Source organism: Bacillus sp. NTK074B, from assembly GCF_017303375.1.
Lineage (GTDB): Bacteria > Bacillota > Bacilli > Bacillales > Bacillaceae_B > Rossellomorea.
This window is the reverse complement of the sequence record NZ_JAFKOH010000012.1, coordinates 98,214-124,560: the sequence shown is the minus strand read 5'-3', so window position 1 is coordinate 124,560 and position 26,347 is coordinate 98,214. Positions and strand designations below refer to the sequence as shown.

Sequence of the window (26,347 nt, the reverse complement as noted above, 5' to 3'; positions counted from 1 at the left end):
AAAATTTTCACAAGAGAATAAAACGGTTGTAAGCACTGGTATAATAACTTTTTCCGAGGGAGTCGAGCACCTGCAGCGAGAATCAACTAGACAAAAGAAAAGGTTGACTATCACAAAGGAAATGTGGAGATTGCTTATGCCACTGCTTTTCATTCGTTGTAGCGACTGATTTTTATTCAATAGTCCTTTACACTTTTTAAACTGATGGTCACAAAACATTTTGCTCTGTCAACCGCTTCACCCTCCTGCATCACACCCTGAATTACAGAGCATTCGCAATTTCAATCTGTATATGATAGCAACAATCTTTGCGAAAATAGCCTTGCAAAAATGAGTTTTTTTATAGCTTATAACGTACGTAATTTCCCCCCATCTATAAAGAATTGCAGAAAATTGTCGATGAATAAGGGTGTATACATAGATGCTTTTGTCGTAAAAGGGGGAATTCCGTTGAAAAAAAAGAGAAACAAAACGAAGTCAGACCGGAAGAAGGGTTATATTTTATCATCCATCAGAATGAAGCTTATTGTCATCATTTCTATTTTATTTATGGTTTCCTTGGCTGTCATCATCTCTATTACCAGCTGGCAGACCAGAATGAAAACGGAGAAGGACGTCATCAGTCAGACTCAAGGGATTGTGGGAGAGCTCAATAATTCCGTACAGTTGTTCCTTGGACAGTACGAAAAGAGTATCGATCAATATGCCATCTCCAACTCTTTGAAGGACTATGCAAAGGCACAGATGGAAAAGGATCAGGCCGCTGATGATACAGAGTTATATGCCAATATCCAGTCAGACTTTGATAATTATCTAAGTTTGTATGAAGAAGCCACTTCCATCTACTTTGCATCACCGAACAAGAAGTTGAAAATTGTTCCTTCTGTTTCACTGCCAAGCGACTTTGACCCGACGGGCAGGGATTGGTATAAAAATGCTGCAGAAGCAAGGGCCGGTGTTATTTGGAGTGAACCGTATGTTGACACGGCAACAGAAGAATACATCATTACCGCTTCAAGGGCGATTGTATCCGAAAATAAAGTAGTCGGTGTACTGGGTGTGGATATCAATTTATCCAAACTTACTGACAGGGTGTCCAAAATGGAAATAGGATATAATGGCTACCCGTTTTTAATCGGACTTGACGGCACGGCCATCGTCCACCCTACCAAGCGGGGTGAGGATCTTTCGACATTGCCGTTCATCGGCAAAATGCTAAAATCAGATAAAGAATCGGACACCATCCGCTATGAGCTGGAAGGCGATAAGAAAGTATTAGTGTACAGTACAGTTCCAAAGACGAATTGGAAAGTGGGCTCTGCTTATAATATGGAGGATCTCATCCAGTCTTCGAAGGACATTGAACGCTTACTTCTGGTTACAGCGCTTGTTACACTGGTCATCATGCTCATATTGGTTGTCATCCTGGCCAACATGATGACAAAACCGATTAAAGAACTGCAAAAAACGGTGACAAACGTTTCGTCAGGAGACCTGTCCATTCAATCTTCCGTCAATACAAAAGATGAAACGGGATTATTGGCTTTGGATTTAAATAAGATGATCCTGAATATGAAAGATACAATAAAAGTAGTTCAGGCATCGATCTATAACGTGCGGGAATCAGCAGAAGGATTAAGTGCGGTGTCTGAAGAGACAAATGCTTCAAGTGAAGAGATGGCACGTGCTGTTTCTGAGATTGCGAGCGGTGCCTCTCAGTCAGCGTCTGACTCAGACCGTGCCCACCACCAGACAGAGCAGCTTGGCACCAGGATTGACGGGGTGTATGAAAAGTCCAAAGCTATGTCCCAATTGGCTGGCCAGGCAGATGAAATGAACCAGTCCGGTTTAAATCAGGTGAAAGAATTAGAGAATGCCTACCATTCTTCAAGTGAATACATCGCTTCCATGGAGAAAGTCATTCTCAGCCTGGAAGCAAAGGTGAAAACGATCGAATCCGTGATGGGGACAATTACAGAAATCTCCTCACAAACGAATCTGCTTGCCCTCAATGCGAGCATTGAAGCGGCAAGGGCCGGAGAACACGGCAAAGGGTTCGCCGTGGTGGCAGAGGAAGTACGTAAGCTTGCAGACCAGTCGGTAAAGGCAACAGAGGAAGTCAAACGTACAATCGTTGAAATTCAACAGGGTTCTCATCAGGCAGTGGATGAAATGGTGAAAACGAAAGAAACATTCGAGGTGCAAAATGATGTGATCCAAAAGACAAATCACGTATTCGATCAAACTTCACACCTCATGAAATCCATGCAGCGTGAAATCGAGAATATGTACAATGAAGTAGGCCAGATCAATCTTGAAAAAGATGAAGTGGTCAACGTCATCCAAATGATGGCGGCAACAGCCGAACAAACAGCCGCTTCCTGCGAGGAAATGAGTGCTTCGACAGAAGAGCAGGTGAAGGCCGTTCAATCCGTTACAGAAGCGGCTGAACGCCTGACCGACCTAAGTCAGGAACTTCAAACTTCGATCGAACGGTTTAAAATATCATAATGTGCGTTAGAGGGTGGCCCTGACACTGCCATTCTTTATCTACTACGTATACTCCTTTTTAGGGTGAGTGCATACTAGAGTGGATGAAGAATATAGCATTGTGAAGAGGGTGACCCTCTTTTTTATCATGTAGAGATAATACCGATAGTCAGTATTGATCCTCACAATGAGTCATACGTTGGATTAAAAGTGGCACAAGCTATCCAAAATGAAGTCTCCCATCATGTTAACTATAGGCAGTCACGTCTTCCGAACCCCAATAAGATGAAATCTATCTTTAAAATTGATATGATAGTGCTATTGTATGTTGTTTATTTTATCGTAAGGAGCGTTTTGAGTGAGGAATCCCCGTGTGTTGACTGAAGGTGCGCTGATGCTCGCCATCTTTACTGTGTTACTGTTATTGAGTTTATATGTTCCCCTTATTGGGACGCTGGCATTTTTTGTGATGCCCCTCCCTCTTATTTTATTCAGTTCCAAATATTCGTTATGGAATTCGTTGTTGGTATTGATCGGATCACTTGGTCTTTCTTTCTTGTTTGGCGGACTGCTTGCACTGCCGGTTGCCTTTATGGTGGCCACGACCGGAGTGGTCATCGGCTGGTGTGTAAAAGCGAAAGTGGATAAGATGAAACTGTTTATGGCAGCGAGTCTTACGCTTGTCCTAAACATTGTGATCGGGTTCGTCGTTTCGATTTTATTCTTAGGTGTCAATATCATTGAAGACAGCTTAAAAGAATCCAAGGCTGCTTATTATTCTTTATTTAAAACGCTTGGCCAGGAACCGGATAAAAAGCTGGTTGATAGCCTGGAGAGCGCGATTGATCTCGTTCAAACCTTAATGCCTACATTGTTTGTCGGAATTTCGGTTGTACTGGCACTGTTATTTATCGTGATCAATTTCCCTATCATGAAGCGTCTGGGAAGAGATGTACCGGTATTCAAGCCATTCAGGGAATGGAAGCTTCCAAAGAGCATTCTTTGGTATTATTTGATCACCCTCGTGCTTTCCATGATCCTTCAACCGGAGAAAGGGACATACGCTTATACAGCATTGATTAATGTCCTGTATGTGCTTCAGTCGTTAATGGCGGTTCAAGGTCTGTCATTCATCTATTTCTTTGCTCATGTGAAGGGATGGTCCAAGGGGATTTTGGTATTAATTACAATCATTTCGATCCCTCTCCTTTATCTCGTGCGAATTTTAGGTATAATTGACTTAGGATTTGATCTAAGACAACGCCTACAACGTAAGTCATAGAAATTTAAGTTCCAGGAGCTGAAATCATGCCATCTTATTTTAATAAGCGAATGATCCGCTACCCATTGTACGGTCTTGCTATATTAACAGCTCTATTGTTAGTATCGGTTTCCTTTTACCAATGGATCATTTCGTTAATAGGGTTGATTGTCTTTGGAATCGTGTATGTTCTCGCATTTTATTTCGAGAGAAGGTCTCATGAGGAAACAGAGGAATACATCTCTACGTTATCTTACCGAGTAAAGCGTGTAGGGGAAGAAGCATTAATGGAGATGCCCATTGGGATCATGCTGATCAATGATGAATATTACATAGAATGGACGAATCCTTTTCTGGCCTCTTGTTTCAATGAAGACACGGTCGTTGGAAGATCCCTATACGATGTGGCAGAATCTCTTGTTCCGTTAATCAAACAGGAAGTCGATTCGGAAATTGTGACGATTAATGAGAGAAAGTATCACGTCGTATTGAAGCTCAAAGAAAAACTACTCTACTTCTTTGATGTCACAGAACAGAAAGAAATAGAAAAGCAGTATCATGATGAACGAACAAATATTGGAATCATTTTTCTAGATAACTATGATGAACTGACGCAAGGCATGGATGACCAGACGAGAAGCAGCCTGAACAGCCTCGTGACCTCCATCCTGAATAAGTGGGCGAAAGAGTACGGTGTGTTCTTGAAGAGGGTCTCTTCTGAACGGTTCATAGCCGTCATCAATGAGAAGATCCTTCAGGTGCTGGAGAAAGAAAAGTTCGGTATCCTCGATGATGTGCGGGATACGACTTCGAAGCAGAATGTCCCCCTCACCTTGAGTATCGGTGTCGGAACGGGTGTTTCTTCCCTGCCCGAACTCGGAACACTCGCTCAATCAAGCCTGGATCTTGCCCTGGGTCGGGGTGGAGATCAGGTGGCCATCAAACAGACCAATGGCAAGGTCAAATTCTATGGCGGGAAAACCAACCCGATGGAAAAACGCACCCGGGTCCGGGCCAGGGTCATTTCCCACGCATTGAAGGAAATCATGATCGAAAGCGACAAGGTCATCATCATGGGTCATAAACACCCTGATATGGACGCCATCGGAGCGGCCATCGGGATCCGTAAAGTGGCCCAGATGAATCAGCGTGAAGGCTATGTCGTCTTGAACTTTAATGAAATCGACAACGGTGTGAAACGTTTGATGAAAGAAATCAAAGCAAACTCAGACCTCCATCCGCGTTTCATCACCCCCGAGGAAGCACTTGAGATGGCGACGGACGACACGGTGCTCGTCGTGGTGGATACCCATAAGCCTTCTTTGGTCATCGAAGAAAAGCTTTTAAACAAAGTGGATAAAGTCGTCGTCATCGATCATCATCGCCGTGGCGAAGATTTCATTAAAAATCCACTGCTGGTCTACATGGAACCGTACGCCTCCTCTACCGCAGAGCTTGTGACAGAGCTACTCGAGTATCAGCCTAAGCACGAGAAGATCACGATGCTTGAAGCGACGTCACTCCTGGCAGGAATCATTGTCGATACGAAGAGCTTTACGCTCAGGACGGGATCCAGAACATTCGATGCAGCCTCTTATCTGAGGGCCCAGGGAGCAGATACGGTGCTTGTGCAGAAGTTCCTTAAAGAGGATGTAGAGACGTATATCAAACGTTCCAGGTTAATCGAATCAGTCAAGTTCTTCCGTGAAGGAGTCGCCATCGCGAAAGCGGAGGATGACATCATATATGACCCTGTTCTAATCGCCCAGGCAGCAGACACTTTATTGACTATGGATGAAGTCATCGCGTCCTTTGTCATCTCGAAGCGGGACCCTGACACGATCGGTATCAGTGCCCGTTCCCTGGGTGATGTGAACGTACAGATCATCATGGAAAACCTGAACGGCGGTGGTCATTTAACCAATGCAGCCACTCAAATTAAACAGGTATCGGTCCTTGAAGCGGAAGAACAGCTGAAAGAAGCATTAAATGATTATTTTGAAGGGAGAAAAGAGATATGAAAGTCATTTTCTTAAAAGATGTTAAAGGTAAAGGAAAAAAAGGGGAAGTAAAAAACGTAGCAGACGGCTATGCACACAACTTCTTATTGAAAAAAGGGTTAGCTGTTGAAGCAACAAACGCGAACATGGGTCAGCTCGAGGGTCAAAAGAAAAAAGAAGAGCAGTTGGCTCAAGAGGAACTGGAAGAAGCGAAAAAATTGAAGGCTACGCTGGAAGAGATCACGGTTGAAATGAAAGCGAAGTCTGGTGAAGGCGGACGTCTATTCGGTTCCATCACGAGTAAGCAAATCGCCGATGAGCTGAAAAAAGCACATGACATCAAGATCGATAAGCGTAAAATCGAAATGAACGACGCGATCCGCGCCCTTGGCTACACGAATGTGCCTGTGAAACTGCATACGGATGTATCAGCAACATTAAAGGTACACGTAACGGAAGAATAGTCTTTCACCGGAATATACGAAATTTGGTAAATTCATTTTGAGCAAAACATGTTAAAATGAATATAGATTGATATAAAATGTGATCTGGATTTTTTCCTGATCACATTTTTTCGGTAGAATACCATATAGTTTTTATATAGTTAATGAAGGTCGTAAGGGGGCTTGAGCATAAATGAATGAAATGTTTCAGGATCGTGTTCCACCTCAGAATATCGAGGCTGAACAAGCGGTATTAGGGGCTATTTTCCTGGAGCCAAGTGCATTGACGACTACGTCGGAGATATTGATTCCAGAGGATTTTTATCGCCATTCCCACCAGCGGATATACAATGTCATGCTGAATCTGGGTGACGGTGGAAAAGCCGTCGACTTGATTACAGTGACGGAGGAACTGGCGGCTGCGAAAGAACTGGAAGATGTAGGCGGAGTCGCTTATTTGAGTGAACTGGCTGCTTCGGTTCCAACCGCTGCAAATATTGAATATTACGCAAAGATTGTGGAAGAGAAATCCCTTCTGCGCCGATTGATCCGTACAGCCACCGATATCGCTTCTGATGGCTATGCACGGGAAGATGAAGTGGACAGCCTTCTGAGCGAAGCAGAAAAAAACATCATGGAAGTGGCCCAGCGCAAAAATGCAGGTGCCTTCCACAATATTAAAGATGTACTCGTGCGAACATATGATAATATCGAAACTCTTACGAATCGTAAGGGTGACGTAACGGGTATTTCCACAGGCTTCGCCGACCTTGATCATATGACGGCAGGGTTCCAGCGGAATGATTTAATCATTGTAGGGGCACGTCCCTCTATGGGTAAGACAGCCTTTGCACTGAACATCGCGCAAAATGTAGCTGTAAAGGCCAAGGAAAATGTAGCCATCTTCTCTCTCGAGATGGGTGCGGAACAGCTCGTCATGCGTATGCTGTGTGCAGAAGGCAACATCAACGCACAAAATCTCCGTACCGGTGATCTGACAGACGAAGATTGGAGAAAGCTGACGATGGCGATGGGAAGCCTATCGAATGCCGGTATCTATATCGATGATACGCCGGGGATCAAAGTCGGAGAGATCCGTTCCAAATGCCGTCGACTTGCCCAGGAGCATGGACTTGGGATGATCCTGATCGACTACTTGCAGCTGATTCAGGGTAGCGGACGTTCTGGCGAAAACCGTCAACAGGAGGTTTCGGAAATCTCCCGCTCACTTAAAGGCTTGGCCCGTGAACTGCAAGTACCCGTCATCGCCTTATCCCAGCTCTCCCGTGGAGTGGAACAACGTCAGGATAAGCGTCCGATGATGTCCGATATCCGTGAATCAGGAAGTATCGAGCAGGATGCGGATATCGTAGCCTTCCTTTACCGTGAAGATTACTACGATAAAGAAGCGGAAAATAAGAATATTATCGAAATCATTATCGCCAAGCAGCGTAACGGCCCGGTCGGGAACGTGTCATTGGCGTTCGTGAAAGAATACAATAAATTCGTGAATTTGGAGCGGCGGTTTGACGACGCTCCAGCTTAATAGAAAAAATCCAAGCCTCGCACAGATGCTTGGTTTTTTTAGTTTATAGAATGGTTGCATGCTGATGGGCATGAAGTCTTGTGAAGATACCATCCTCTTTTGAGAGCAGTTCTTCATGTGTCCCATCTTCAGCAATCCCATCCTCGGTGACGACGAGAATGCGGTCAGCCTTACGAATCGTCGCCAACCGATGGGCGATGACAAGGGTGGTCCTGTTCTTTGCCAGTTCATTCAAAGCCTCTTGAATGATTGCTTCCGTTTCCGTATCTAGGGCAGAAGTGGCTTCATCCAGAATCAAGATTCGTGGATTCTTCAAGAACATGCGGGCGATAGATAAGCGCTGCTTTTGACCACCGGACAGCTTCAGTCCTCTTTCCCCGATTTGAGTATCAAAACCCTCTGGAAGGGATGCAATGAGATCGGTCAGATGAGCACGTCTCGTCGCTACCTCAATTTCTTCCTGCGTGGCATCCAGCTTCCCATATGCGATGTTCTCACGAAGCGTCCCTGTGAATAGGAAAACATCCTGTTGAACAATCCCAATTTGGGAACGGAGAGATTCCTTCGTCATCTCACGTACATCGATGCCATCTATGGTGATGGCTCCTTTATCTATGTCATAGAAGCGGGGGATCAAGGAGCAAATTGTTGTCTTCCCTGCACCAGAGGGACCGACAAAAGCCACCGTCTGCCCTGATTGAATCGTAAAGGATAAATCGTTCAGTATCGGCCGTTCAGGCTCATAGCCAAAGGTCACGCTGTCAAAGGCAATATCCCCTCTAAACGTGTCAACTTCGATGGCATGGGGGCGATTTTCAATATCGGGCTCCATATCCATAAGCTCCGTGAAACGCTTAAATCCTGCCATCCCCTTTGGATACAGCTCAAGTAGGGCGGAAATCTTATCAATCGGTTTAAACAGGACATTAATATAAAGGATGAAGGCAACCAGTTCTCCGTATGACAGGACACCAGAGAAGCTTAACCAGGCTCCGTATACAAGGATGATCAAGGTCATTAAGCGTGTTGTAATATAGATCCCTGATAAATTGACGCTCATCACATTATAGGCTTTCAATTTGGACTTCCTGAAAAATTGATTATTCTCATTAAATCGTTCCATTTCATAGGATTCATTCGTGAACGATTGAACCACCCGGGCTCCTGACACGCTATCTTCTACTCGACTGTTGACGTCCGCTATATTCCCATACATCTTCGTCCAGGCCGCATTCATTTTAATATTCGAATACGAAATGAGCCATACAAGGAATGGAACAATAATAATCGCCACCAGAGCAAGCTCCATGTTAATCGTGAGCATGATCCAAAACGCCCCGATAAAGGTCATGACGGCAATGAACAGATCCTCAGGTCCGTGGTGGGCAAGCTCTCCGATATCCATCAAATCATTTGTCACCCGGCTCATGATATGCCCGGTTTTCGTATTATCAAAAAAGCGGAAGGATTGCCTCTGCACATGGTGGAACAATTCCCGCCTCATATCCGTCTCGATATTGATCCCGAGCTTATGCCCCCAGTAGTTCACCACAAACTGCATGGATGAACTGATCAAATACAAAACCAGAAGACCTGCCGACACAGCCAGGATGGTGCTCCAATTCCCATCAGGTAAAAGGGAATCAATGAACCATGAAACAGCTATGGGAAATCCCAGTTCCAATAGACCTACCAATACAGCACAAGCAAAATCAATATAAAAAAGCCGCCGGTGTGGACGGTAATAACTAAAAAAGCGTTTAATCATATCCTCGTCACCTCAGTATTAAATTGTATGTAAAATTCAAAATTCTTATTTTAGATTAGCAAAAGATTTTAAAATGCGCTATCTTAACATGATGATATTTTTAAAGGTGTTTCTCATAATATATTGTTTTTTTTTCTGTGAATTTAATAAAAACATGATGCTACGAAGTTGATTGTAGCGGAAGGTGCTCGACTCCTGCGGGAAAAGCGTGAAAGTTGAGACCCCACAGGGCAAAAGCCCGAGGAGGCTCAACTCACGCCCCGCGGAAAGCGAGCACCTGGAGCGGAAATCAACCAGCCGCTATCCCTTTTTCCAAAGTTGGATACACTAATTGAACAGAGTTCGAGCTCTCCCATCAAATAAGATGAAATATTTATCCAAAAATTCTTAAACTAGAGGATTTTTAGGAAGAAAGCATGAAATTACACGAACATAAATATAATTACCTATAAAAACGTTCGTGTTTTAATTGACTTTCACAATGGGTGTTGATAAAATGAGTTTGTTTGATAAAAGAGGGAATACTAATTCCCGTCGGAGGTGCTTAATATGTCTTCAGTAGTAGTAGTAGGAACGCAATGGGGAGACGAAGGAAAAGGAAAGATCACTGACTTCCTTTCTGAACATGCAGAAGTAATCGCGCGTTACCAAGGTGGGAACAACGCGGGTCATACCATTAAGTTTGACGGTGAAACATATAAATTACACTTAATTCCATCAGGCATTTTCTATAACGAAAAAACATCCGTAATCGGAAATGGGATGGTCGTCGATCCGAAAGCTCTTGTGAAAGAGTTGAAGTATCTTCACGATCGCGATGTGAAAACAGATAATCTTAGAATCAGCAACCGTGCACACGTGATTCTTCCATACCACTTGAAACTGGATGAAATAGATGAAGAACGCAAAGGTGCCAATAAGATCGGTACAACGAAAAAAGGAATCGGTCCTGCTTATATGGATAAAGCGGCTCGTGTCGGAATCCGTATCGCTGATCTTCTGGATCGCCAATCGTTCGAAGAAAAGCTTGCCCGTAACCTGGAAGAAAAGAACCGCCTTTTCGAAAAATTCTATGAAACAGAAGGATTCAACATTGAAGACATTCTGGATGAATACTATGAGTACGGTCAGCAGATCAAGCACTATGTGGTCGATACGTCCGTTGTGTTGAACGATGCCATCGATAACGGCCGCCGCGTTCTGTTCGAAGGAGCTCAAGGGGTTATGCTTGATATCGATCAAGGTACATACCCGTTTGTTACATCTTCAAATCCGGTAGCTGGTGGAGTAACGATCGGTTCCGGAGTGGGACCTACAAAAATCAATCACGTAGTCGGCGTATCTAAAGCGTATACTACACGTGTGGGAGACGGTCCTTTCCCTACGGAATTAAACAACGAAATCGGAGATCAAATCCGTGAAGTCGGCCGTGAATACGGTACAACGACTGGACGCCCTCGCCGTGTCGGCTGGTTCGACAGCGTGGTTGTGCGTCACGCACGCCGTGTCAGTGGGTTAACGGATCTTTCATTGAATTCAATCGACGTCCTGACAGGGATCGAAACATTGAAAATCTGTGTCGCTTACACATACAAAGGTGAAGTCATGGAGGAATTCCCGGCTAACCTGAACATCCTGGCTGAATGTGAACCCGTTTATGAAGAGCTTCCAGGCTGGACGGAAGACATCACAGGATGCAAGACGCTGTCGGATCTTCCTGAAAACGCACGTCACTACTTAGAGCGCGTTTCCCAATTAACAGGTATCCCTCTTTCCATCTTCTCAGTCGGTCCTGACCGCTCTCAAACGAATGTCGTTCGAAGCGTATGGAGCCCGAATTAATCATACAAAAAAAACTCTCAGCCCAATCAGGCTGAGAGTTTTTTTATTGGTGTAATTGTTCATACACCCGGTCATGACAGACAACATACAACGTATCGTCTGGGTGGAGTTCCTGTTTCATGGCATTACTAAAATCCATGTTGTCATTCACGGCAAGAAGGATGGCCCCTTTTTCAAGAAGCTCCTCAGATGCCTGCTTGACGGTCTTCCAATCTTCCTTCACGCTGAATTCGTGGATGTTATTGCCGTATCGTTTACTGAGCAACTGTCTGAACAGGGTAGTCGTTCCAGGATGAAGAGTGGCCTTCGCCATCAAAAGAGAGACGGAATCATTCGATAGAATAAAATCTTCGACGGCAATATGCTGGAACTTCGGAATATGGCGGTCTTCCGATACTTCCACAATCGTATGTACCTCACGCTTGTGAGTTTTTGATAAACCCTCTACGGCAGATGCAATTAACAACGTCTTCCCATCAATAAGAGAAGGGTCCTCGATTTTAGAATCGGAGAAGATGGCGACTCGTTTCGCTTCAAAGATATTGGCCTTCAATAACACATTTTCATCGGATGGATCTCCTTGGATGAAGTGGACCTGTTCATGCTCGATCGGTGTGATGGGAAGCATGTCGATGAGGACAATTTCAGCATCGGGCACGTGGGCAAGAATCTCTTCAATGGCCCTCTCCGTCTTCTTTGACCAGTTGATGTAAATATAATGATCTTCATATGTATACACTAGCTTTCCCTCCCTTTTGAATTTCTGAAACGTGGTGATCGAATCGACGGTTTTACTGATTAAAACACCGATGATCCCGATCCCGAAGATAAAGAGGAAGATTCCAAGCATCCGTCCCCCAACCGAAACGGGAAAATAATCCCCATAACCGACTGTCGTCAAGGTCGTCATCGTCCACCAGAACCCGTCAAATAAAGATGGAAAGGTTTCAGGTTCCAAAAAATGACTGCCAACGGTTCCAATCAGGACGATAATCAGTGATAATAGAAAAATGAACCCGAAGTCCATCTTCGTGATTTGCTTCCAAATCCTTTGGAAAATAATCATACATACCCTCCTTTTTCAAAAATCATAGTTCAATCATACCAATGAACTTCTGGGAAATGAAACCTTTTCCTCACTGGTTCGTATAGTTTAAAGAAATCATTGTAGGAGGATGCCACGAATGAAAGAACCGATATTAGAGTATCGATTGAGAAAAGGAAACGACATCTTTGAGCCCATTTATCACTACCCCGATATTGAGCTCGAACAGATTCTCGCAAGAAGGGAATGTGAGTTCTTCGTGAAGGAAGGGGTCACCTATCGACAGCTTTCCTCTTCCATAGAAGGCAACGTATTCGTCATTTATGTGGAAACCTATGAGGAAGAACCTTTAAATGATCCCTTGTTTCCACCGGAACGATTGGTACTTGAAATTCGTGAGCTCAATCACCGGAAAAATAATCCCATCCTGAAAATAGAACATCATGATTATCATCTTGATATTCTGAGCGTCATCGGTTCCGTTTATTATGATATAGACGGGGTCGAATGGGAACGGGACTCTGCTGAGATAGATGAGGATCGCTATGTGTATCTACTATATGTAAAGGCAACGGGATATAAGCTGGAGGAGGAAAGAAGATGAACAAAACAAAAAAAATGATGGCGGGTGTGGCCGCCTCGGTCATGGCGATATCGGTCAGCGGCTGTGGAAACCAGGACCTCCCGCCGGAACCGACGGATGTAGACTGTGATGACTGGGATTGGGATGATGACAGTGGGACGTATTATTGCGATGACGACCGCTCATCCAACTTCGGCTATTATTACTTTGCGGGAAGAATGTTTAGAAACAAATCGGCTCTGAAAAATTTCTCAAGCTATAAATCATATTCCAAGAGTTACAAATCAGGGATTGGAAGTGGCTCTAAAGGTGGATTTGGAGGGTAATATGACAAGCTCTCACCAAGTGAAAAGAAGAGAATTTTACAATGGTATCCCTGAGTTCTGGTACGATTTATACGATATGGAATATGCCTTATTGGATATCCATCTGATCCCTCAAAACACGATAATGGCGATACATGAAGCATCGAAACGTGTCTACGCCATTTTTGACAAAACGGCAGATCTTCTTCGGGAGCTGGATGATGTGACACTCCTTGAACTTGGATACCCTGAGGAAACTTTATCATATATCCGGTATAAGTCCGTCCCTCAAGAATGTATCATCGGGAGATTCGACTTTGTCGTATCTGATGGAAGTATGAAATTATTAGAATTTAATAGTGATACCCCAACATTCATTAAAGAACTCTATCGTGTAAATGAAAAGGTATGTGAGTATTACGATTATCCGAATCCGAATGAGGGGATGGAAGAGGAATTAGCTAAAGAATTGAAACGTGGTCTCTTATCTTCCTGGAAGTCCGTTCAAAGAGAAGGAGAAGCGAAGATCGTCTTCACCTCCCATGCTGACAACGAGGAGGACTACCTGACAACAAAGTATATCCAGGAGCTTGCGGAAGTCCCTTCAGAGTATGTGAGCCTGGATCAGCTGCAAATACGGGAAGACGGTCTTTATACTCCCAGCGGTGTGAGGATCGATGTATTATATCGCCAAACCTATCCCATCGAGCACTTAGTCGATGACAAAGATCCCCTGACGGACGATAAAGTCGGCCAGGCTCTGATGCAATTGGCATTGGAGAAAAAACTTTCGATCCTGAATCCTCCCTCTGCCTTCTTACTGCAATCAAAAGGGGTGCAGGCACTCATCTGGGGACTTCATGAAGAAGGAAGCACCTTTTTCTCGGAGGAGGAACACCAGTGGATCGAACGTTACTTCCTTCCAACGTACCTTGACCCTGAAACGTTTGAGGAGAGCGGAATGACGTACGTGAAAAAACCAGCATTCGGTCGTGAAGGTGATACGGTCAAAATCCTTGAAGCGACAGGTAAGGTACTACTGGAAGACAAAAATGAAACGTATAAACAGACGCTGCCTGTCTATCAACAATTCTGCCCCCTTCCTGTCTCGGTGATCTCAACGGATGAAGGGGAAAAGGAAGCAAGCCTGATGGTCGGCAGCTTCATCATCAACGGCAACCCCGGCGCGATTGGCATTAGAGCCGGAAATGCCATTACTGATAACGAATCATACTTTCTGCCTGTAGGAATACAGGCAGATAAAAAGGAGAGAAACACATGCAAATCCTAACAAGTGAAGCCTTACTCAGCTTTCTGGCCCACGTCGGAACCGGCCTTGGACTCATGATCCTCGGCATCACCGTCTTCGCCTTCACCACCAAGTTCTCAGAAGCAAAGTTAATCAAAGAAGGAAACATTGCAGTAGCTCTTAAGCTGTGGGGAAAAGCCATCGGGCTCGCGATCGTCATCTACACCGTATGGGCGAACAGCCTTAATCTGCTTGATGCGTTTATTTGGGGGTTAATCGGAATTGCCACCCAGGTCATCGCCTACTGGATCATTGAGTTTGTTCTGACTCCACGCACAAGCCTGGCTAAGAAAGTGGAAGAAGGGAACATCGCCATCGGATTCAGCCTGTTTTCAGCGTCGATTGTCGTGGGATTGGTTGTGGCGGCTAGTTTGACTTACTGATTTTGATTGAGATGAAGATCTGCTGCTTTGCTGGCGGGTCTTTTTTATGTGGGATGCTGACAGTCGAAAGGATTAATACACTCTTTTTGACTAAATCCATTTTCAACATCAATCTGTTATTGACCAAATTATTCCCCGAGAAATAACTTTCGACAAAAAATCCAAAAAAACTGTTGCCCTCGACAATCATACTGTGATAATATTAATTTCGTTGTCACGAAAGAGGCTTTGATCAAGCCTTCAATTCGTGTTTATATATACTTAGAGAGCCATTAGCTCAGTTGGTAGAGCATCTGACTTTTAATCAGAGGGTCGAAGGTTCGAATCCTTCATGGCTCACCATTTTTTTCTTGTCATGGCCCATTGGTCAAGCGGTTAAGACACCGCCCTTTCACGGCGGTAACACGGGTTCGAATCCCGTATGGGTCATTTTTTATTTCCTGATTGATAGATTGCTGGCATACTAGGCAACACTATTCGGAAATAGAATACATATTTTATGCAAACCCAAAGCAAGGTGAAATATTTTGCTAGCGCAAGGTAATGACCTATTTTGCTAACGCAAAGTAAGGATAGTTATTTTGACTATCGTCAAATTAATGAAACCTATTTTGCTAACGCAAAGTAAGGATAGTTATTTTGACTATCGTCAAATTAATGAAACCTATTTTGCTAACGCAAAAAGCTTTGGTCCGGTAGTTCAGTTGGTTAGAATGCCTGCCTGTCACGCAGGAGGTCGCGGGTTCGAGTCCCGTCCGGACCGCCATTTTCATATCTGATATTCATGAAATGGAAAAGGGTTTCGATAAGCGAGAAGGTCGAGAAAGCGATCGAAGGAACACTGGAGCGTATTTTACATACGTGAGGATGTGACTGAGTGAGCTGACGAAGAGATTCGAAGCTTAGCGGAAGCCGAAAACTATTTGGCTCAGTAGCTCAGTTGGTAGAGCAATGGACTGAAAATCCATGTGTCGGCGGTTCGATTCCGTCCTGAGCCATCTTACAAAAAGTACTGCGACGACTTTGACTCTCGTAGTGCTTTTTTATTATGCTCTGTAACACTCATGTAACATACACCGCCGGTTTTCCTCTAATTATTACCATCACTATTTCAATGATCAATCCACCTTTAGACCCATAGAATCCCTATTGTGACAGGGATCATCCACCATTAGAAAAAAGGATATTAACTGACAAATTATACAGTTATATTACAATCGTGATTCTGTGTCCCGGTTTTCGTCGAATTATGGTAAATTAGTAAAGTACGAATTTTATAGAATTTTACTAAATTAGGCATAATGAACTACCGTTAACCGGGATTATTGCTTTAGTTTATAGGAGGCAAGTCAATGAGTTTTGGAAAGAAGTTACCATCCTTTTTAGAAAAACTTAATATTCGACATAGATCAAATCAATTTGTGAAACGAGTGGGAATAACGACCCTCGCACTTACCACTTTAACGTTCTCTTCAGCCACGGCGTCTACCGGATCCGAAAAAGATTTACAAACCGTCTATCATGTATACATGGGTGATGAGTATGTAGGGGCGGTTACGAATGAGGATCAAGTGAAGGACGTTTTAGAAGAGAAGCTTGAGAAGGCGCAGAAGGAGTACAGTGATTATCAGGTTGATTTTAATCAAGATATAACATACATACCTGAGAATGTATTCGAAACGGTCAAAACCAATAACCAGCAAGTCATCGAACGTTTAAATTCATCTGTATCAATTGAAGCGAATGCCTTTGCTTTGGTTGTCAACGATAAACCAGTTGCCTATGTAAAGGATGAAATGGCGGCTGAAGAAGCACTAAAATCGTTTAAGCTTACCTATGTTTCTGAAGAAGAGCTTAACGAATATGAAGGGCGTACAAAGGATTCTACTTCCACTTCTTTACCCCCTTTGAAAGAAAACGAAACCCGTTTATTGGATGTTTCATTTAAAGAGAGTGTGGAAACGAAGAAGGCACAAGTGAAGCCGGAAGAATTAAAGTCTCCGAAGGAAGCTGCTGAGCTTCTTAAAAAAGGAACAGCGGAAGAGAAAAAGTATAAAGTCCAGGAAGGCGATGCGTTGAGTACGATTGCTGCAGATCATTCTATAACGACAGGTAAATTGCTGGAGTTAAATGAGGATTTGAAAGAGGACGGTGCTTTGAAAGTAGGTTCAGAGTTAAATGTAACAGTGTATGAGCCTCTTGTTCATGTTCTCGTTAAGAAGGAAGCCAATAAAATCGAAAAGATCGCCTATGAAAAAGAAGTAAAGGAAGACTCTTCGATGAATAAAGGCGATACAAAAGTGAAGCAGGAAGGTCAAGATGGGGAGAAATCCGTTACGTTTGAAACAACAGAAGTAAACGGTTCTCAAACCGATAAAAATGTTAAAGAAGAGAAAAGGCTGAAAGATCCAGTGAAATATATCGTAATCAAAGGAACGAAAGCCACTCCGTCCAGGGGGTCAGGAAGCTTTGCATGGCCGACGAATGGCGGTTACATTTCTTCCAAGCAGGGACCACGCTGGGGGAAAATGCATAAAGGGATAGACATCGCACGTCCAAGCGACCGCACCATCAAATCCGTTGATAACGGAAGAGTCGTTTCAGCCGGATGGGATGATGGCGGTTATGGAAATAAAGTGGTCATCGATCACGGAAATGGGTATAAGACCATCTATGCCCATCTAAGTTCCATTTCTGTTTCTGCCGGTCAAACGGTCGAAAGAGGACAAAAACTTGGCATCATGGGAGAAACAGGTGAAGCAACTGGCGTCCATCTTCACATCGAAGTATACAAAAATGGGTCATTGATTAATCCATTGGATGTACTGTAATGATATAGAGGTAATTAAGCAAGGGACTGACACAATCATTTTATTTGTCAGTCCCCTTTGTTATATTTAGATTGTAGTCAACAAGCATGGAAATAAAGGGTATGATAGAGTTAAAGATGAATTAATATGAAGAAAGTGATAAATTTAAAGGAAGAATCCTATACTAATCACAACTTTATATGATCCATTACTTTTTTCTAAAGGAGATCAATTGATATGGAAAAGAAAATATTAGTCGTTGATGATGAGAAACCAATTGCAGATATATTACAGTTCAATTTGAAAAAGGAAGGCTATGAGGTTCATTGTGCATATGATGGCGATGAAGCGGTAAAGATGGCGGAAGAAATCAAGCCGGATCTTGTCCTTCTTGATATTATGCTCCCGAACCGCGATGGGATGGAAGTATGCCGTGAAATCAGGAAGAAGTATGAAATGCCGATCATCATGCTGACGGCGAAAGACTCTGAAATCGATAAAGTATTAGGTCTTGAGCTTGGAGCGGATGATTATGTGACCAAGCCTTTCAGTACCCGGGAACTGATTGCAAGGGTGAAAGCCAATCTGCGACGCCATCAACATGGAGCTCAGCAAAATGTTGAAGATGAGAACAATGAAATAACCGTTGGCTCCTTAACAATTCATCCGGATGCCTACGTTGTGTCAAAACGGGGAGACACCATTGAATTGACGCACCGTGAGTTCGAACTCCTTCATTACTTAGCGAAGCACATTGGACAAGTCATGACCCGTGAGCATTTGCTTCAAACGGTTTGGGGATATGATTACTATGGCGATGTACGTACAGTCGATGTTACGGTCAGACGTCTTCGCGAGAAAATAGAAGATAACCCAAGTCACCCTACCTGGATCGTAACACGTAGAGGAGTCGGTTATTACTTACGAAATCCCGAACAGGAGTAGTATGGAATGAAGAAAGTTGGTTTAACCCGTTCGATTCATTTGAAATTTGTTCTGATATACGTTCTGCTCATCCTTCTCGCCATGCAAATCATCGGGGTTTATTTCGTGAGGGAACTTGAGCAGAAGCTGGTGGAAAACTTCCAATCTTCCATTACGAATCGAGTGGAATTATTAGAGTACACAATCAAGGAAGAAATGGTCAAAGAGCGTGAGGATGATGATCCCACGCAGGAAGAAGACATTAGAAGAATATTAGAGGACAGCAGCAAGAATTCAGATATCGCCGAAATCAGGGTCATCGATAATCGAAAGCGGATCATCGGTACTTCTGATCCGAATAATCAAAAGCTTGTCAACAGAGTGACATCCGATAAAGATGTGAAAAGGGTCCTTGCACTGGGTGTTACTTCTGAAAATACGTATCTGGATGATCGGACACACGACCGCATCTGGGTCCATGCGAAACCGATCGAAGCCAATAATGAAGTGATCGGAGCCATCTATATCGTTGGCGAAATCGAGCGGGTCTATGACCAAATGAACGATATTAATAAAATCTTCACTAACGGGACCATCATTGCACTCGTCATCACGGCTATCCTGGGGGTTTTACTCGCTCAAACCGTCACCCGGCCGATATCCGATATGCGAAAACAGGCACTGGCCATGGCGAAAGGGAATTTCTCCCGAAAGGTTAAAGTATATGGATATGATGAGATCGGTCAATTGGCCATCACGTTCAATAATCTGACAAAACGGCTCCAGGAAGCCCAGGCTACCACAGAAGGAGAACGAAGGAAGCTATCGTCCGTTCTTTCCTATATGACCGATGGAGTCATTGCAACTGATCGAAAGGGAAGGGTCATCCTTATCAATGATCCCGCAGCAAGCATGTTGAATGTTTCACGTGAAACAGTCGTTTCCCAACCGATCATTTCACTGTTGGGATTGGATGAGGAGTACACGTTCGATGACTTGTCCAATGAGCAGGAGTCCATCATTTTAGATTACAGCACAAAGGATAAACCATATATCCTGAGGGCTAATTTCTCTATCATTCAAAAAGAGACAGGGTTTGTGAACGGTCTGATTGCCGTTTTACATGACATCACCGAACAGGAGAAGATCGATCTAGAGCGAAGGGAATTCGTAGCTAATGTATCTCATGAGCTCAGAACACCGTTAACGACTATGAGAAGTTATCTCGAGGCCTTGGCAGAAGGCGCCTGGCAGGATGAAACAATTGCCCCTCAATTCCTGGATGTCACACAAAATGAAACGGAAAGAATGATCAGGCTGGTCAATGATCTTCTACAGCTTTCTAAAATGGATAGCAAAGACTATCGATTCAATAAAGACTGGGTCGACTTTATTCTTTTTTTCCATAAAATCATCGATCGTTTTGAAATGACGAAAAATATCAATGTGACCTTCAAACGCTACTTACCGGACAAGGCGTTATTCGTAGAAGTGGATCAGGATAAAATCACCCAGGTGTTGGACAATATCATCTCCAATGCATTGAAATATTCACCTGAGGGTGGAACGATCACATTCAAAGTGAAAGAAAAAGATGGTTATATTGAAATCAGCGTATCGGATCAGGGGTTAGGGATCCCTAAGGAAAATCTGGAGAAAATCTTTGAACGTTTCTACCGTGTCGATAAAGCCAGAACAAGACAAATGGGTGGTACGGGTCTCGGTCTTGCGATTGCAAAAGAAATGATTTCAGCACACGGCGGTGACGTATGGGCGACAAGTAAGGAAGGGAAAGGTACGACGATCATCTTTACTCTCCCATATGATGCCGGACAAGAGGATGATTGGTCATGAAATACGAAAAAATAAAATCGATTATATTAACCTTACTTGTTTGTATCAGTATCTTCCTAACCTTTAACCTTTGGACCTATCAACCTGGATATGACACGATCGACAGCAATGAAACCTTTGACGTATCAGTGGGGGATAAGATGAAGGAGCCTGATCTTTCAAAGGTATTGATCAAGCCATATGAGCTTTTTTATCATGCAGGTAACAAGACGGTAGGGACGCTGGATGGAGAAGCTATGGACAATGTGATCAAAGGTTTAAGCAGCTGGACACTGTTTGATTTGAAAGATTATTCAAATCAATACACGAAAGACGAGATCAAAGCCATCACTCAGGGTGAGAAGAAAGTCGAGATCGTATTTCCTGATAATGTTCCATTTTCCGTCTATAGCCGCGTCATCCATTTCGAAGATGAAAATATCCCGACAGCCTCATTCGACCGTATCGTCATTGATCTGAACACGGTGAACTCGGATGCAGGAATCATCTATTTTGCTTCCCTTGATTCCGGTAAGAAATATTTTTATGAATGCCGAGTGAATGTGGAAAGCTTACAAAAATTCGAGAAATCGTTCTTGAAACAGGTTGCTTCTTATGATGAATATATAGAGCAGCCCCTGAATTCCAAAAAAAATATCTTTCTTCCAAAGTATCCGAAAGACTATAAGAGCTATCGGTTCTACGCGGATACTCTATCGTTGGAAGACTTTAAGAAAGCACTGTTCAGTGATCCCAACAACGTGGAAGTTAAAAAGAATACCTTTATTAATATTCCAAGCTTCATGAAGACGGATGAAGAATACAGCACTCTTTCGTATATCAATTTATCTGTCGATAGCGATTCCGCCATCGCACCTGCCTCCCTCTTGCAAAAAAGCATGGAATTTGTGAATGATCATGGCGGGTGGACGGATGATTATCATTACTTTTCCAGCAGCACCGTTGAAAACAAGATCGTCTACAGATTGTTTATGGAGAACCATCCGGTCTTTAACGAAAATCATATGGCTGAGGTCATCCAAGAGTGGGGAACGAATTCCATCAGCAAGTATGAAAGACCGTACTTTACACTGGACAAGGTGTCGAAAAATGCGATCAGAGACGTGCAGCTTCCTTCTGGTGCCTCTGTCCTGTATGCGTTGAAGAACAGCTCGAAAGAACTGGAAGACGTTGAGGATATTGTCGTCGGATACAAGATGACCAGGGATACCAATGAATCCAACAAGAAGTTCTTACTATTTGAACCTTCCTGGTACTATAAGCTTAGTGGAAACTGGATAAGGGTCCCGCTGGAAGAATTGGAGGCGTTCTAACAGATGGATTGGAGTAAAACGAAGAGCATTTTCATTATCGTCTTTTTGGTTCTGGATATATTTCTCCTGACCATATTCATGAATAAAATCAGTGAAAGCAATCCCGATACGTTAGGGCAGGCCACGATTGAAGAAACATTAAAAGCGGCCAATATTAAGTACCCTCCAAAGCTGTCCAAAGAACCGGTGAAAGATGCCATCATCAGTGCCAGTACGAAAAAGATCAGTGAAAAAGATCTGGAAAAATTAAAGGATCAAGAAGTGAATGCCGTCAATGATAATACCATCAATTCCACTTTGAAAGAGCCAGTAACCATAAGTGAAAATTTTTCTCCGGATGAATTAAAGGATTTTCTAAAGAAGCACATCCTAAATGGAGAGCAATATAGCTTCTGGAAATATAGTAAAGAAGAACAGACCATTGTCTACTTTCAAATGTTCAAAGACCGGAAAATCTTCAATAATGCAAATGGGAAATTGATTCTCTATTTGAATACAGACCGGGAAATCGTTTCTTATAAACAAACATTGTTGGATAATCTGAAAAAATCCACGGGGGAAAAACAGCTGGTTACCCCTTTTGATGCCCTCAGGTTCCTCGTGGAAAACAATGAGATTGACAATGGCAGTGAAATCATCGGTGTTCCGAGCCTTGGTTATTCAACCTTCGGACCCATCGATGATTATCAGGTATTGGCCCCTACCTGGCATTTCGTCGTCGAAAAAAATGACAAGAAAGAAGATGTATTTATTAACGCCGTTGAGGCACAGATCGTAGAAATCACCAATCCAGAAAAAGAAACATAGGAGTGAGCGTTATGACGATGCATTTTAGTGTACTTGCAAGCGGCAGTACAGGAAATGCAATATTTGTCGAGTCAGAGGAGCATTCTTTCCTTGTCGATGCCGGCTTAAGCGGCAAGCAAATGGAAGGTTTGTTCAGTCAGATTGACCGGAAGATAGAAGACCTGTCGGGGATCCTGGTCACTCATGAGCATAGTGATCATATTAAGGGAATCGGTGTCCTGGCAAGAAAGTACAAGCTTCCGATTTATGCGAACGATAAGACATGGAATGCCATGGACGGATTAGTAGGGAAAATCGATACGGAGCAGAAGTTCTCCTTTGATATGGAAACGGCCAAGCACTTTGGGGGACTGAGCATCGAGTCGTTCGGTGTATCACATGATGCAGCTGAACCGATGTTCTATATTTTCCATCATGGGGATAAGAAGCTGGTTCTCGTCACGGATACAGGGTATGTAAGCGACCGGATGAAAGGGATCATCTCGAATGCCGATGCCTATGTGTTCGAAAGTAACCATGATGTCGGGATGCTTCGCATGTGCCGTTATCCCTGGAATATCAAACGGCGGATCCTCAGTGACTATGGCCATGTATCCAATGAAGATGCGGCCATTGCCATGAGTGAAGTGATGGGAGACAACACAAAAGGAATCTACCTGGCCCATTTGAGCCTAGATAACAATATGAAAGACCTGGCAAGAATGAGTGTCACTCAGACACTTGAGTCCCAGGGAATAATGGTAGGAGAACAAATTGATCTATTTGATACGGACCCTAAAGTTCCAACACCTTTAGTTGCCATTTAAGCCGGTTCAAATGTTTATGATGTCTCTTATGAAGGTATGAAAAAGGTGAGGACTATTGTCTTCACCTTTTTATCTTTACATAGAGTCACATAGGTCTGACTGGGCGTCCTTATTTGTGGGTCATCCCTATCTCCCGCAATCAACCTCTCCCCCACTCTTGGGTTTGATTATGAAATTCTTACCTTTTTTTCATCATTTTTTAATTTAACCTGACTATAATCGGGCTTGGAAAGATAAAATAACAAAAGGAATAGCTGGTAGAAAGGATGAAGATACATGGGATATTATGACGGTAATCATTCTGAAGGCAGGACAGGCAGACAAAAGGGAAACCGGGGTGGGATGTTTCTTGCCGGATTATTGGGAGTTATCCTCGGTGCAATTCTCGTAGTCGTAGCCATTCCGCAGCTGACGAACTTGGATATATTACCTTATTCGGTCCAACCGGATCAGAATTTGAAAGAAACCGATCAGAATTACCATAATGGGACCACTCAGAGTGTTTCAGTCGATGTGACAACGGATGTGACGAAAGCAGTAGAAAAGACAGGAGATTCTGTAGTAGGAATCAGTAATATCCAATCCCAAAGCTTCTGGGGGCAGGGTGGTGGACAGACCCAGGATCAACAGGCAGGGACAGGATCCGGAGTCATGTATAAAAAAGAAGGAAAGACCGTTTATATCGTCACCAATAATCATGTTGTCGAAGGGGCAGATCAGTTAGAGGTCACCTTAGCTGACGGGACGAAGGTTCCGGCAAAGCTTCGCGGTACTGATGTTTGGACAGACCTTGCCGTCATTGAAATCGATGGAAGCAAGATTAAGAAGGACGATATTGCCGAGTTTGGGAATTCCGACGAGTTGAAAGCAGGAGAGCCCGTCATCGCCATCGGTAATCCCCTTGGTCTGCAATTCTCAGGTTCTGTGACACAGGGAGTCGTCTCAGGTGTGGAGAGAACGATACCCGTCGATATCAACCAGGATGGCATGGAAGATTGGAATGCAGAGGTTCTGCAGACCGATGCAGCCATCAACCCGGGTAACAGTGGAGGCGCCCTTATCAATATTTCCGGTCAGCTGGTCGGAATCAACTCCATGAAAATTGCCCAGGAAGCGGTAGAAGGTATTGGACTTGCCATTCCAATCAATTCAGCCAAACCCATCATTGAAGATCTAGAGCAATACGGTGAAGTGAAGCGTCCCGCAATGGGTGTCACCCTTGAAGACGTCAACCAGATCTCTGCTTACCATCAGCAGGAAACATTAAAGCTGCCGAAGGATATCAATTACGGTGTCATGGTCAGACAAACCGTTCCGAATTCACCTGCTGCACAAGCCGGCTTGCAAGAGCTTGATGTCATCACGGAACTTGACGGTGAGAAGATTCAGAATGTCATTGATCTCAGAAAGCATCTATATAATAAAAAAGAAGTGAATGATCAAATGAAAGTCACCATCTATCGTAATGGTAAGAAGAAAGAAGTCACGATGAAATTAACGGATGAATCCAGATTATAACATGTGGATAAAACGAAAAGCAGGAAGGGGACACGCCCTTTCCTGCTTTTTCTTTACATGATATGATGATTGTGGATAAGTATATATAGATGATTATTAGTATGAGGAGGAGGAAACGAGATGATTTATTGCTGCTTAGAACACGTGGAATTAGCCATGGATATTATCGTCGATGAGCATGAGGTAGCGCCTCAACTAACAGAGATTTCTGAAGAAAAGAAGTTATCCACAACCTGTGAATATTGTGGGAATAACGCCGTATATATAGTGGCGAACTAATATTCCCATACCATATAAAGAAGTGGATTGTGGATATGTGGATAGTTTCTGTGGATAACGTGTTTGTAAATTGTTTGTAAAGCGAGTGTGGATGTGTGAATATCACAATAGTAACGGTTGGGAAGTTGAAAGAAAAATATTTAAAGCAGGGCATCAGCGAATATGTGAAGCGTCTTGGTGCATATGCAAAGATCGATATTGTCGAGCTAGCGGACGAAAAGGCCCCTGAAGTGTTAAGCGATTCTGAAATGGAGCAGGTGAAGAATAAAGAAGGAGAGCGGATTTTGTCCAAAATTTCCCCCGATCACCACGTCATTGCCCTGGCCATCCAGGGGAAAATGCAATCTTCAGAAGAGTTAGCCGATAACCTGGACAAGCTTGCTACCTACGGGAAAAGCAAAGTGGCATTTGTGATTGGCGGGTCGTTGGGACTCAGTGATGACGTCATCAAAAGATCCAATGAAACCCTTTCTTTTTCAAAAATGACTTTTCCCCATCAGCTGATGAGATTGATATTGGTGGAGCAGATTTACCGGGCGTTTCGGATTAATCGGGGGGAACCGTATCACAAATAGTGGTAAAGCAGAGAGTGGAAGTAACTCTGGATAAAGATTTCTTAAAAAGGCTAATTTAAATTGAAGGAGACCGTTGGTTATTTAAACGGTCTCCTTTTGGTTTTCTTATACTTGTACTTCACTCATAAATGCATGAGTATTATCTTCTGTATCTTTAAAAAATACCATCCATGTTTCTGTTTGTCCCATTTTCGCTACAACATGTGGTTCATCAATAAAGATAACTTCTTTACCTACTAAGTGCTTATAAGTATCTTTAATATTAGTTACTTGAAAATAAATAACTGAACTTGAATGAGCGAATTCATCTTTTTCTGGTAGTGATAACATTAGTCGCAACCCATCACATTCAAAGAAAGCCATACTATCAGTGTTAAATAAAAGGGAGAGACCTAATTTCTCTTTGTAAAAATCTAATGCTCTATTCAAGTCTTTGACAGGTACACCAATCTGTCCAACCTTTTGAACCATTGTTGTTTCCATAAT

Annotated in this window: 22 protein-coding genes, 4 tRNA genes and 1 pseudogene; 24 read left to right on the top strand and 3 right to left on the bottom strand. The window is 43.3% G+C overall.

Going from position 1 to position 26,347, the window contains the following annotated elements; all coding sequences use genetic code 11:
* Positions 1 to 330 precede the first annotated feature (330 nt).
* The 6 genes and pseudogenes from JI667_RS24060 to dnaB all read left to right on the top strand — a co-directional run.
* Positions 331 to 1,563 (top strand): annotated as a pseudogene (locus JI667_RS24060) (cache domain-containing protein); the annotation flags it as partial.
* Positions 1,561 to 2,511: a methyl-accepting chemotaxis protein gene (locus tag JI667_RS24055; protein WP_414635249.1), complete on the top strand. Its 951-nt coding sequence runs from the start codon at positions 1,561 to 1,563 to the stop codon at positions 2,509 to 2,511. The pseudogene JI667_RS24060 and the gene JI667_RS24055, both read left to right, overlap by 3 nt.
* 337 nt (positions 2,512 to 2,848) lie before the next feature.
* Positions 2,849 to 3,772 (top strand): YybS family protein, encoded by a 924-nt coding sequence (locus JI667_RS18375; RefSeq protein ID WP_206857698.1) that lies wholly within the window; start codon positions 2,849 to 2,851, stop codon positions 3,770 to 3,772.
* A 26-nt stretch (positions 3,773 to 3,798) separates the two neighbouring features.
* Complete coding sequence (locus JI667_RS18370; protein WP_206857696.1) at positions 3,799 to 5,772, top strand: DHH family phosphoesterase; 1,974 nt, start codon at positions 3,799 to 3,801, stop codon at positions 5,770 to 5,772.
* A complete protein-coding gene (gene rplI, locus JI667_RS18365) occupies positions 5,769 to 6,215 on the top strand; it encodes a 50S ribosomal protein L9 (protein WP_098351372.1) in 447 nt (148 codons plus the stop codon). Before JI667_RS18370 ends, rplI begins: the two co-directional genes overlap by 4 nt.
* Before the next feature lie 172 nt (positions 6,216 to 6,387).
* Positions 6,388 to 7,740 (top strand): replicative DNA helicase, encoded by a 1,353-nt coding sequence (gene dnaB, locus JI667_RS18360; protein WP_034764791.1) that lies wholly within the window; start codon positions 6,388 to 6,390, stop codon positions 7,738 to 7,740.
* A gap of 43 nt (positions 7,741 to 7,783) precedes the next feature.
* Here the strand turns inward: dnaB and JI667_RS18355 are convergent, their stop codons facing one another.
* Complete coding sequence (locus JI667_RS18355; RefSeq protein WP_206857694.1) at positions 7,784 to 9,508, bottom strand: ABC transporter ATP-binding protein; 1,725 nt, start codon at positions 9,506 to 9,508, stop codon at positions 7,784 to 7,786.
* A 549-nt stretch (positions 9,509 to 10,057) separates the two neighbouring features.
* On the opposite strand from JI667_RS18355, the gene JI667_RS18350 reads away from it, so the two are divergent.
* On the top strand, positions 10,058 to 11,350 hold the full coding sequence (locus JI667_RS18350) for an adenylosuccinate synthase (protein ID WP_206857692.1): 1,293 nt from the start codon (positions 10,058 to 10,060) through the stop codon (positions 11,348 to 11,350).
* A gap of 43 nt (positions 11,351 to 11,393) precedes the next feature.
* Here JI667_RS18350 and JI667_RS18345 read toward each other — a convergent pair whose 3' ends face one another.
* On the bottom strand, positions 11,394 to 12,416 hold the full coding sequence (locus JI667_RS18345) for a potassium channel family protein (protein WP_244668388.1): 1,023 nt from the start codon (positions 12,414 to 12,416) through the stop codon (positions 11,394 to 11,396).
* Between the two features lie 118 nt (positions 12,417 to 12,534).
* Here JI667_RS18345 and JI667_RS18340 point away from each other — a divergent pair, with 118 nt between their 5' ends.
* The 17 genes from JI667_RS18340 (at position 12,535) to rlmH (ending at position 25,861) form a co-directional block, all read left to right on the top strand.
* Positions 12,535 to 12,999 carry a hypothetical protein gene (locus tag JI667_RS18340; RefSeq protein WP_206857690.1) on the top strand — a complete coding sequence of 155 codons (465 nt, stop codon included), beginning with the start codon at positions 12,535 to 12,537 and terminating at the stop codon, positions 12,997 to 12,999.
* Positions 12,996 to 13,304 (top strand): hypothetical protein, encoded by a 309-nt coding sequence (locus JI667_RS18335; protein WP_206857689.1) that lies wholly within the window; start codon positions 12,996 to 12,998, stop codon positions 13,302 to 13,304. Before JI667_RS18340 ends, JI667_RS18335 begins: the two co-directional genes overlap by 4 nt.
* A gap of 1 nt (position 13,305) precedes the next feature.
* Entirely contained in the window at positions 13,306 to 14,574 is a 1,269-nt protein-coding gene (locus tag JI667_RS18330) for a glutathionylspermidine synthase family protein (protein ID WP_206857687.1), read from the top strand.
* Positions 14,562 to 14,975, top strand: coding sequence for a DUF350 domain-containing protein (locus tag JI667_RS18325; RefSeq protein WP_206857686.1), 414 nt, complete (start codon positions 14,562 to 14,564; stop codon positions 14,973 to 14,975). Before JI667_RS18330 ends, JI667_RS18325 begins: the two co-directional genes overlap by 13 nt.
* 266 nt (positions 14,976 to 15,241) lie before the next feature.
* Positions 15,242 to 15,317 (top strand) — tRNA-Lys (locus JI667_RS18320).
* Positions 15,318 to 15,332: 15 nt separating this feature from the next.
* Positions 15,333 to 15,404 (top strand) — tRNA-Glu (locus JI667_RS18315).
* A 260-nt stretch (positions 15,405 to 15,664) separates the two neighbouring features.
* Positions 15,665 to 15,741, top strand: a tRNA-Asp gene (locus JI667_RS18310).
* 159 nt (positions 15,742 to 15,900) lie between these two features.
* Positions 15,901 to 15,973 (top strand) — tRNA-Phe (locus tag JI667_RS18305).
* Positions 15,974 to 16,327: 354 nt separating this feature from the next.
* Positions 16,328 to 17,806, top strand: coding sequence for a peptidoglycan DD-metalloendopeptidase family protein (locus JI667_RS18300; protein ID WP_206857685.1), 1,479 nt, complete (start codon positions 16,328 to 16,330; stop codon positions 17,804 to 17,806).
* A 216-nt stretch (positions 17,807 to 18,022) separates the two neighbouring features.
* A complete protein-coding gene (gene yycF, locus JI667_RS18295) occupies positions 18,023 to 18,730 on the top strand; it encodes a response regulator YycF (protein WP_206857684.1) in 708 nt (235 codons plus the stop codon).
* A 6-nt stretch (positions 18,731 to 18,736) separates the two neighbouring features.
* A complete protein-coding gene (gene walK, locus JI667_RS18290; protein WP_206857683.1) occupies positions 18,737 to 20,563 on the top strand; it encodes a cell wall metabolism sensor histidine kinase WalK in 1,827 nt (608 codons plus the stop codon).
* Positions 20,560 to 21,876: a YycH family regulatory protein gene (locus JI667_RS18285; protein ID WP_206857682.1), complete on the top strand. Its 1,317-nt coding sequence runs from the start codon at positions 20,560 to 20,562 to the stop codon at positions 21,874 to 21,876. The genes walK and JI667_RS18285 overlap by 4 nt, the downstream gene beginning before the upstream one ends.
* A 3-nt stretch (positions 21,877 to 21,879) precedes the next feature.
* The gene (locus JI667_RS18280) at positions 21,880 to 22,683 is read left to right on the top strand and encodes a two-component system regulatory protein YycI (protein WP_206857681.1); all 804 of its coding nucleotides are present in this window, start codon (positions 21,880 to 21,882) and stop codon (positions 22,681 to 22,683) included.
* A gap of 11 nt (positions 22,684 to 22,694) precedes the next feature.
* Complete coding sequence (locus JI667_RS18275) at positions 22,695 to 23,489, top strand: MBL fold metallo-hydrolase (protein WP_206857680.1); 795 nt, start codon at positions 22,695 to 22,697, stop codon at positions 23,487 to 23,489.
* Positions 23,490 to 23,765: 276 nt separating this feature from the next.
* Positions 23,766 to 25,007 (top strand): S1C family serine protease, encoded by a 1,242-nt coding sequence (locus JI667_RS18270; protein ID WP_206857678.1) that lies wholly within the window; start codon positions 23,766 to 23,768, stop codon positions 25,005 to 25,007.
* Between the two features lie 120 nt (positions 25,008 to 25,127).
* The gene (locus JI667_RS18265; RefSeq protein ID WP_206857677.1) at positions 25,128 to 25,286 is read left to right on the top strand and encodes a CxxH/CxxC protein; all 159 of its coding nucleotides are present in this window, start codon (positions 25,128 to 25,130) and stop codon (positions 25,284 to 25,286) included.
* 95 nt (positions 25,287 to 25,381) lie between these two features.
* Positions 25,382 to 25,861, top strand: coding sequence for a 23S rRNA (pseudouridine(1915)-N(3))-methyltransferase RlmH (rlmH, locus tag JI667_RS18260; protein ID WP_206857676.1), 480 nt, complete (start codon positions 25,382 to 25,384; stop codon positions 25,859 to 25,861).
* A gap of 105 nt (positions 25,862 to 25,966) precedes the next feature.
* Here rlmH and JI667_RS18255 read toward each other — a convergent pair whose 3' ends face one another.
* Positions 25,967 to 26,344: a VOC family protein gene (locus JI667_RS18255; protein WP_206857675.1), complete on the bottom strand. Its 378-nt coding sequence runs from the start codon at positions 26,342 to 26,344 to the stop codon at positions 25,967 to 25,969.
* Positions 26,345 to 26,347: the final 3 nt, after the last annotated feature.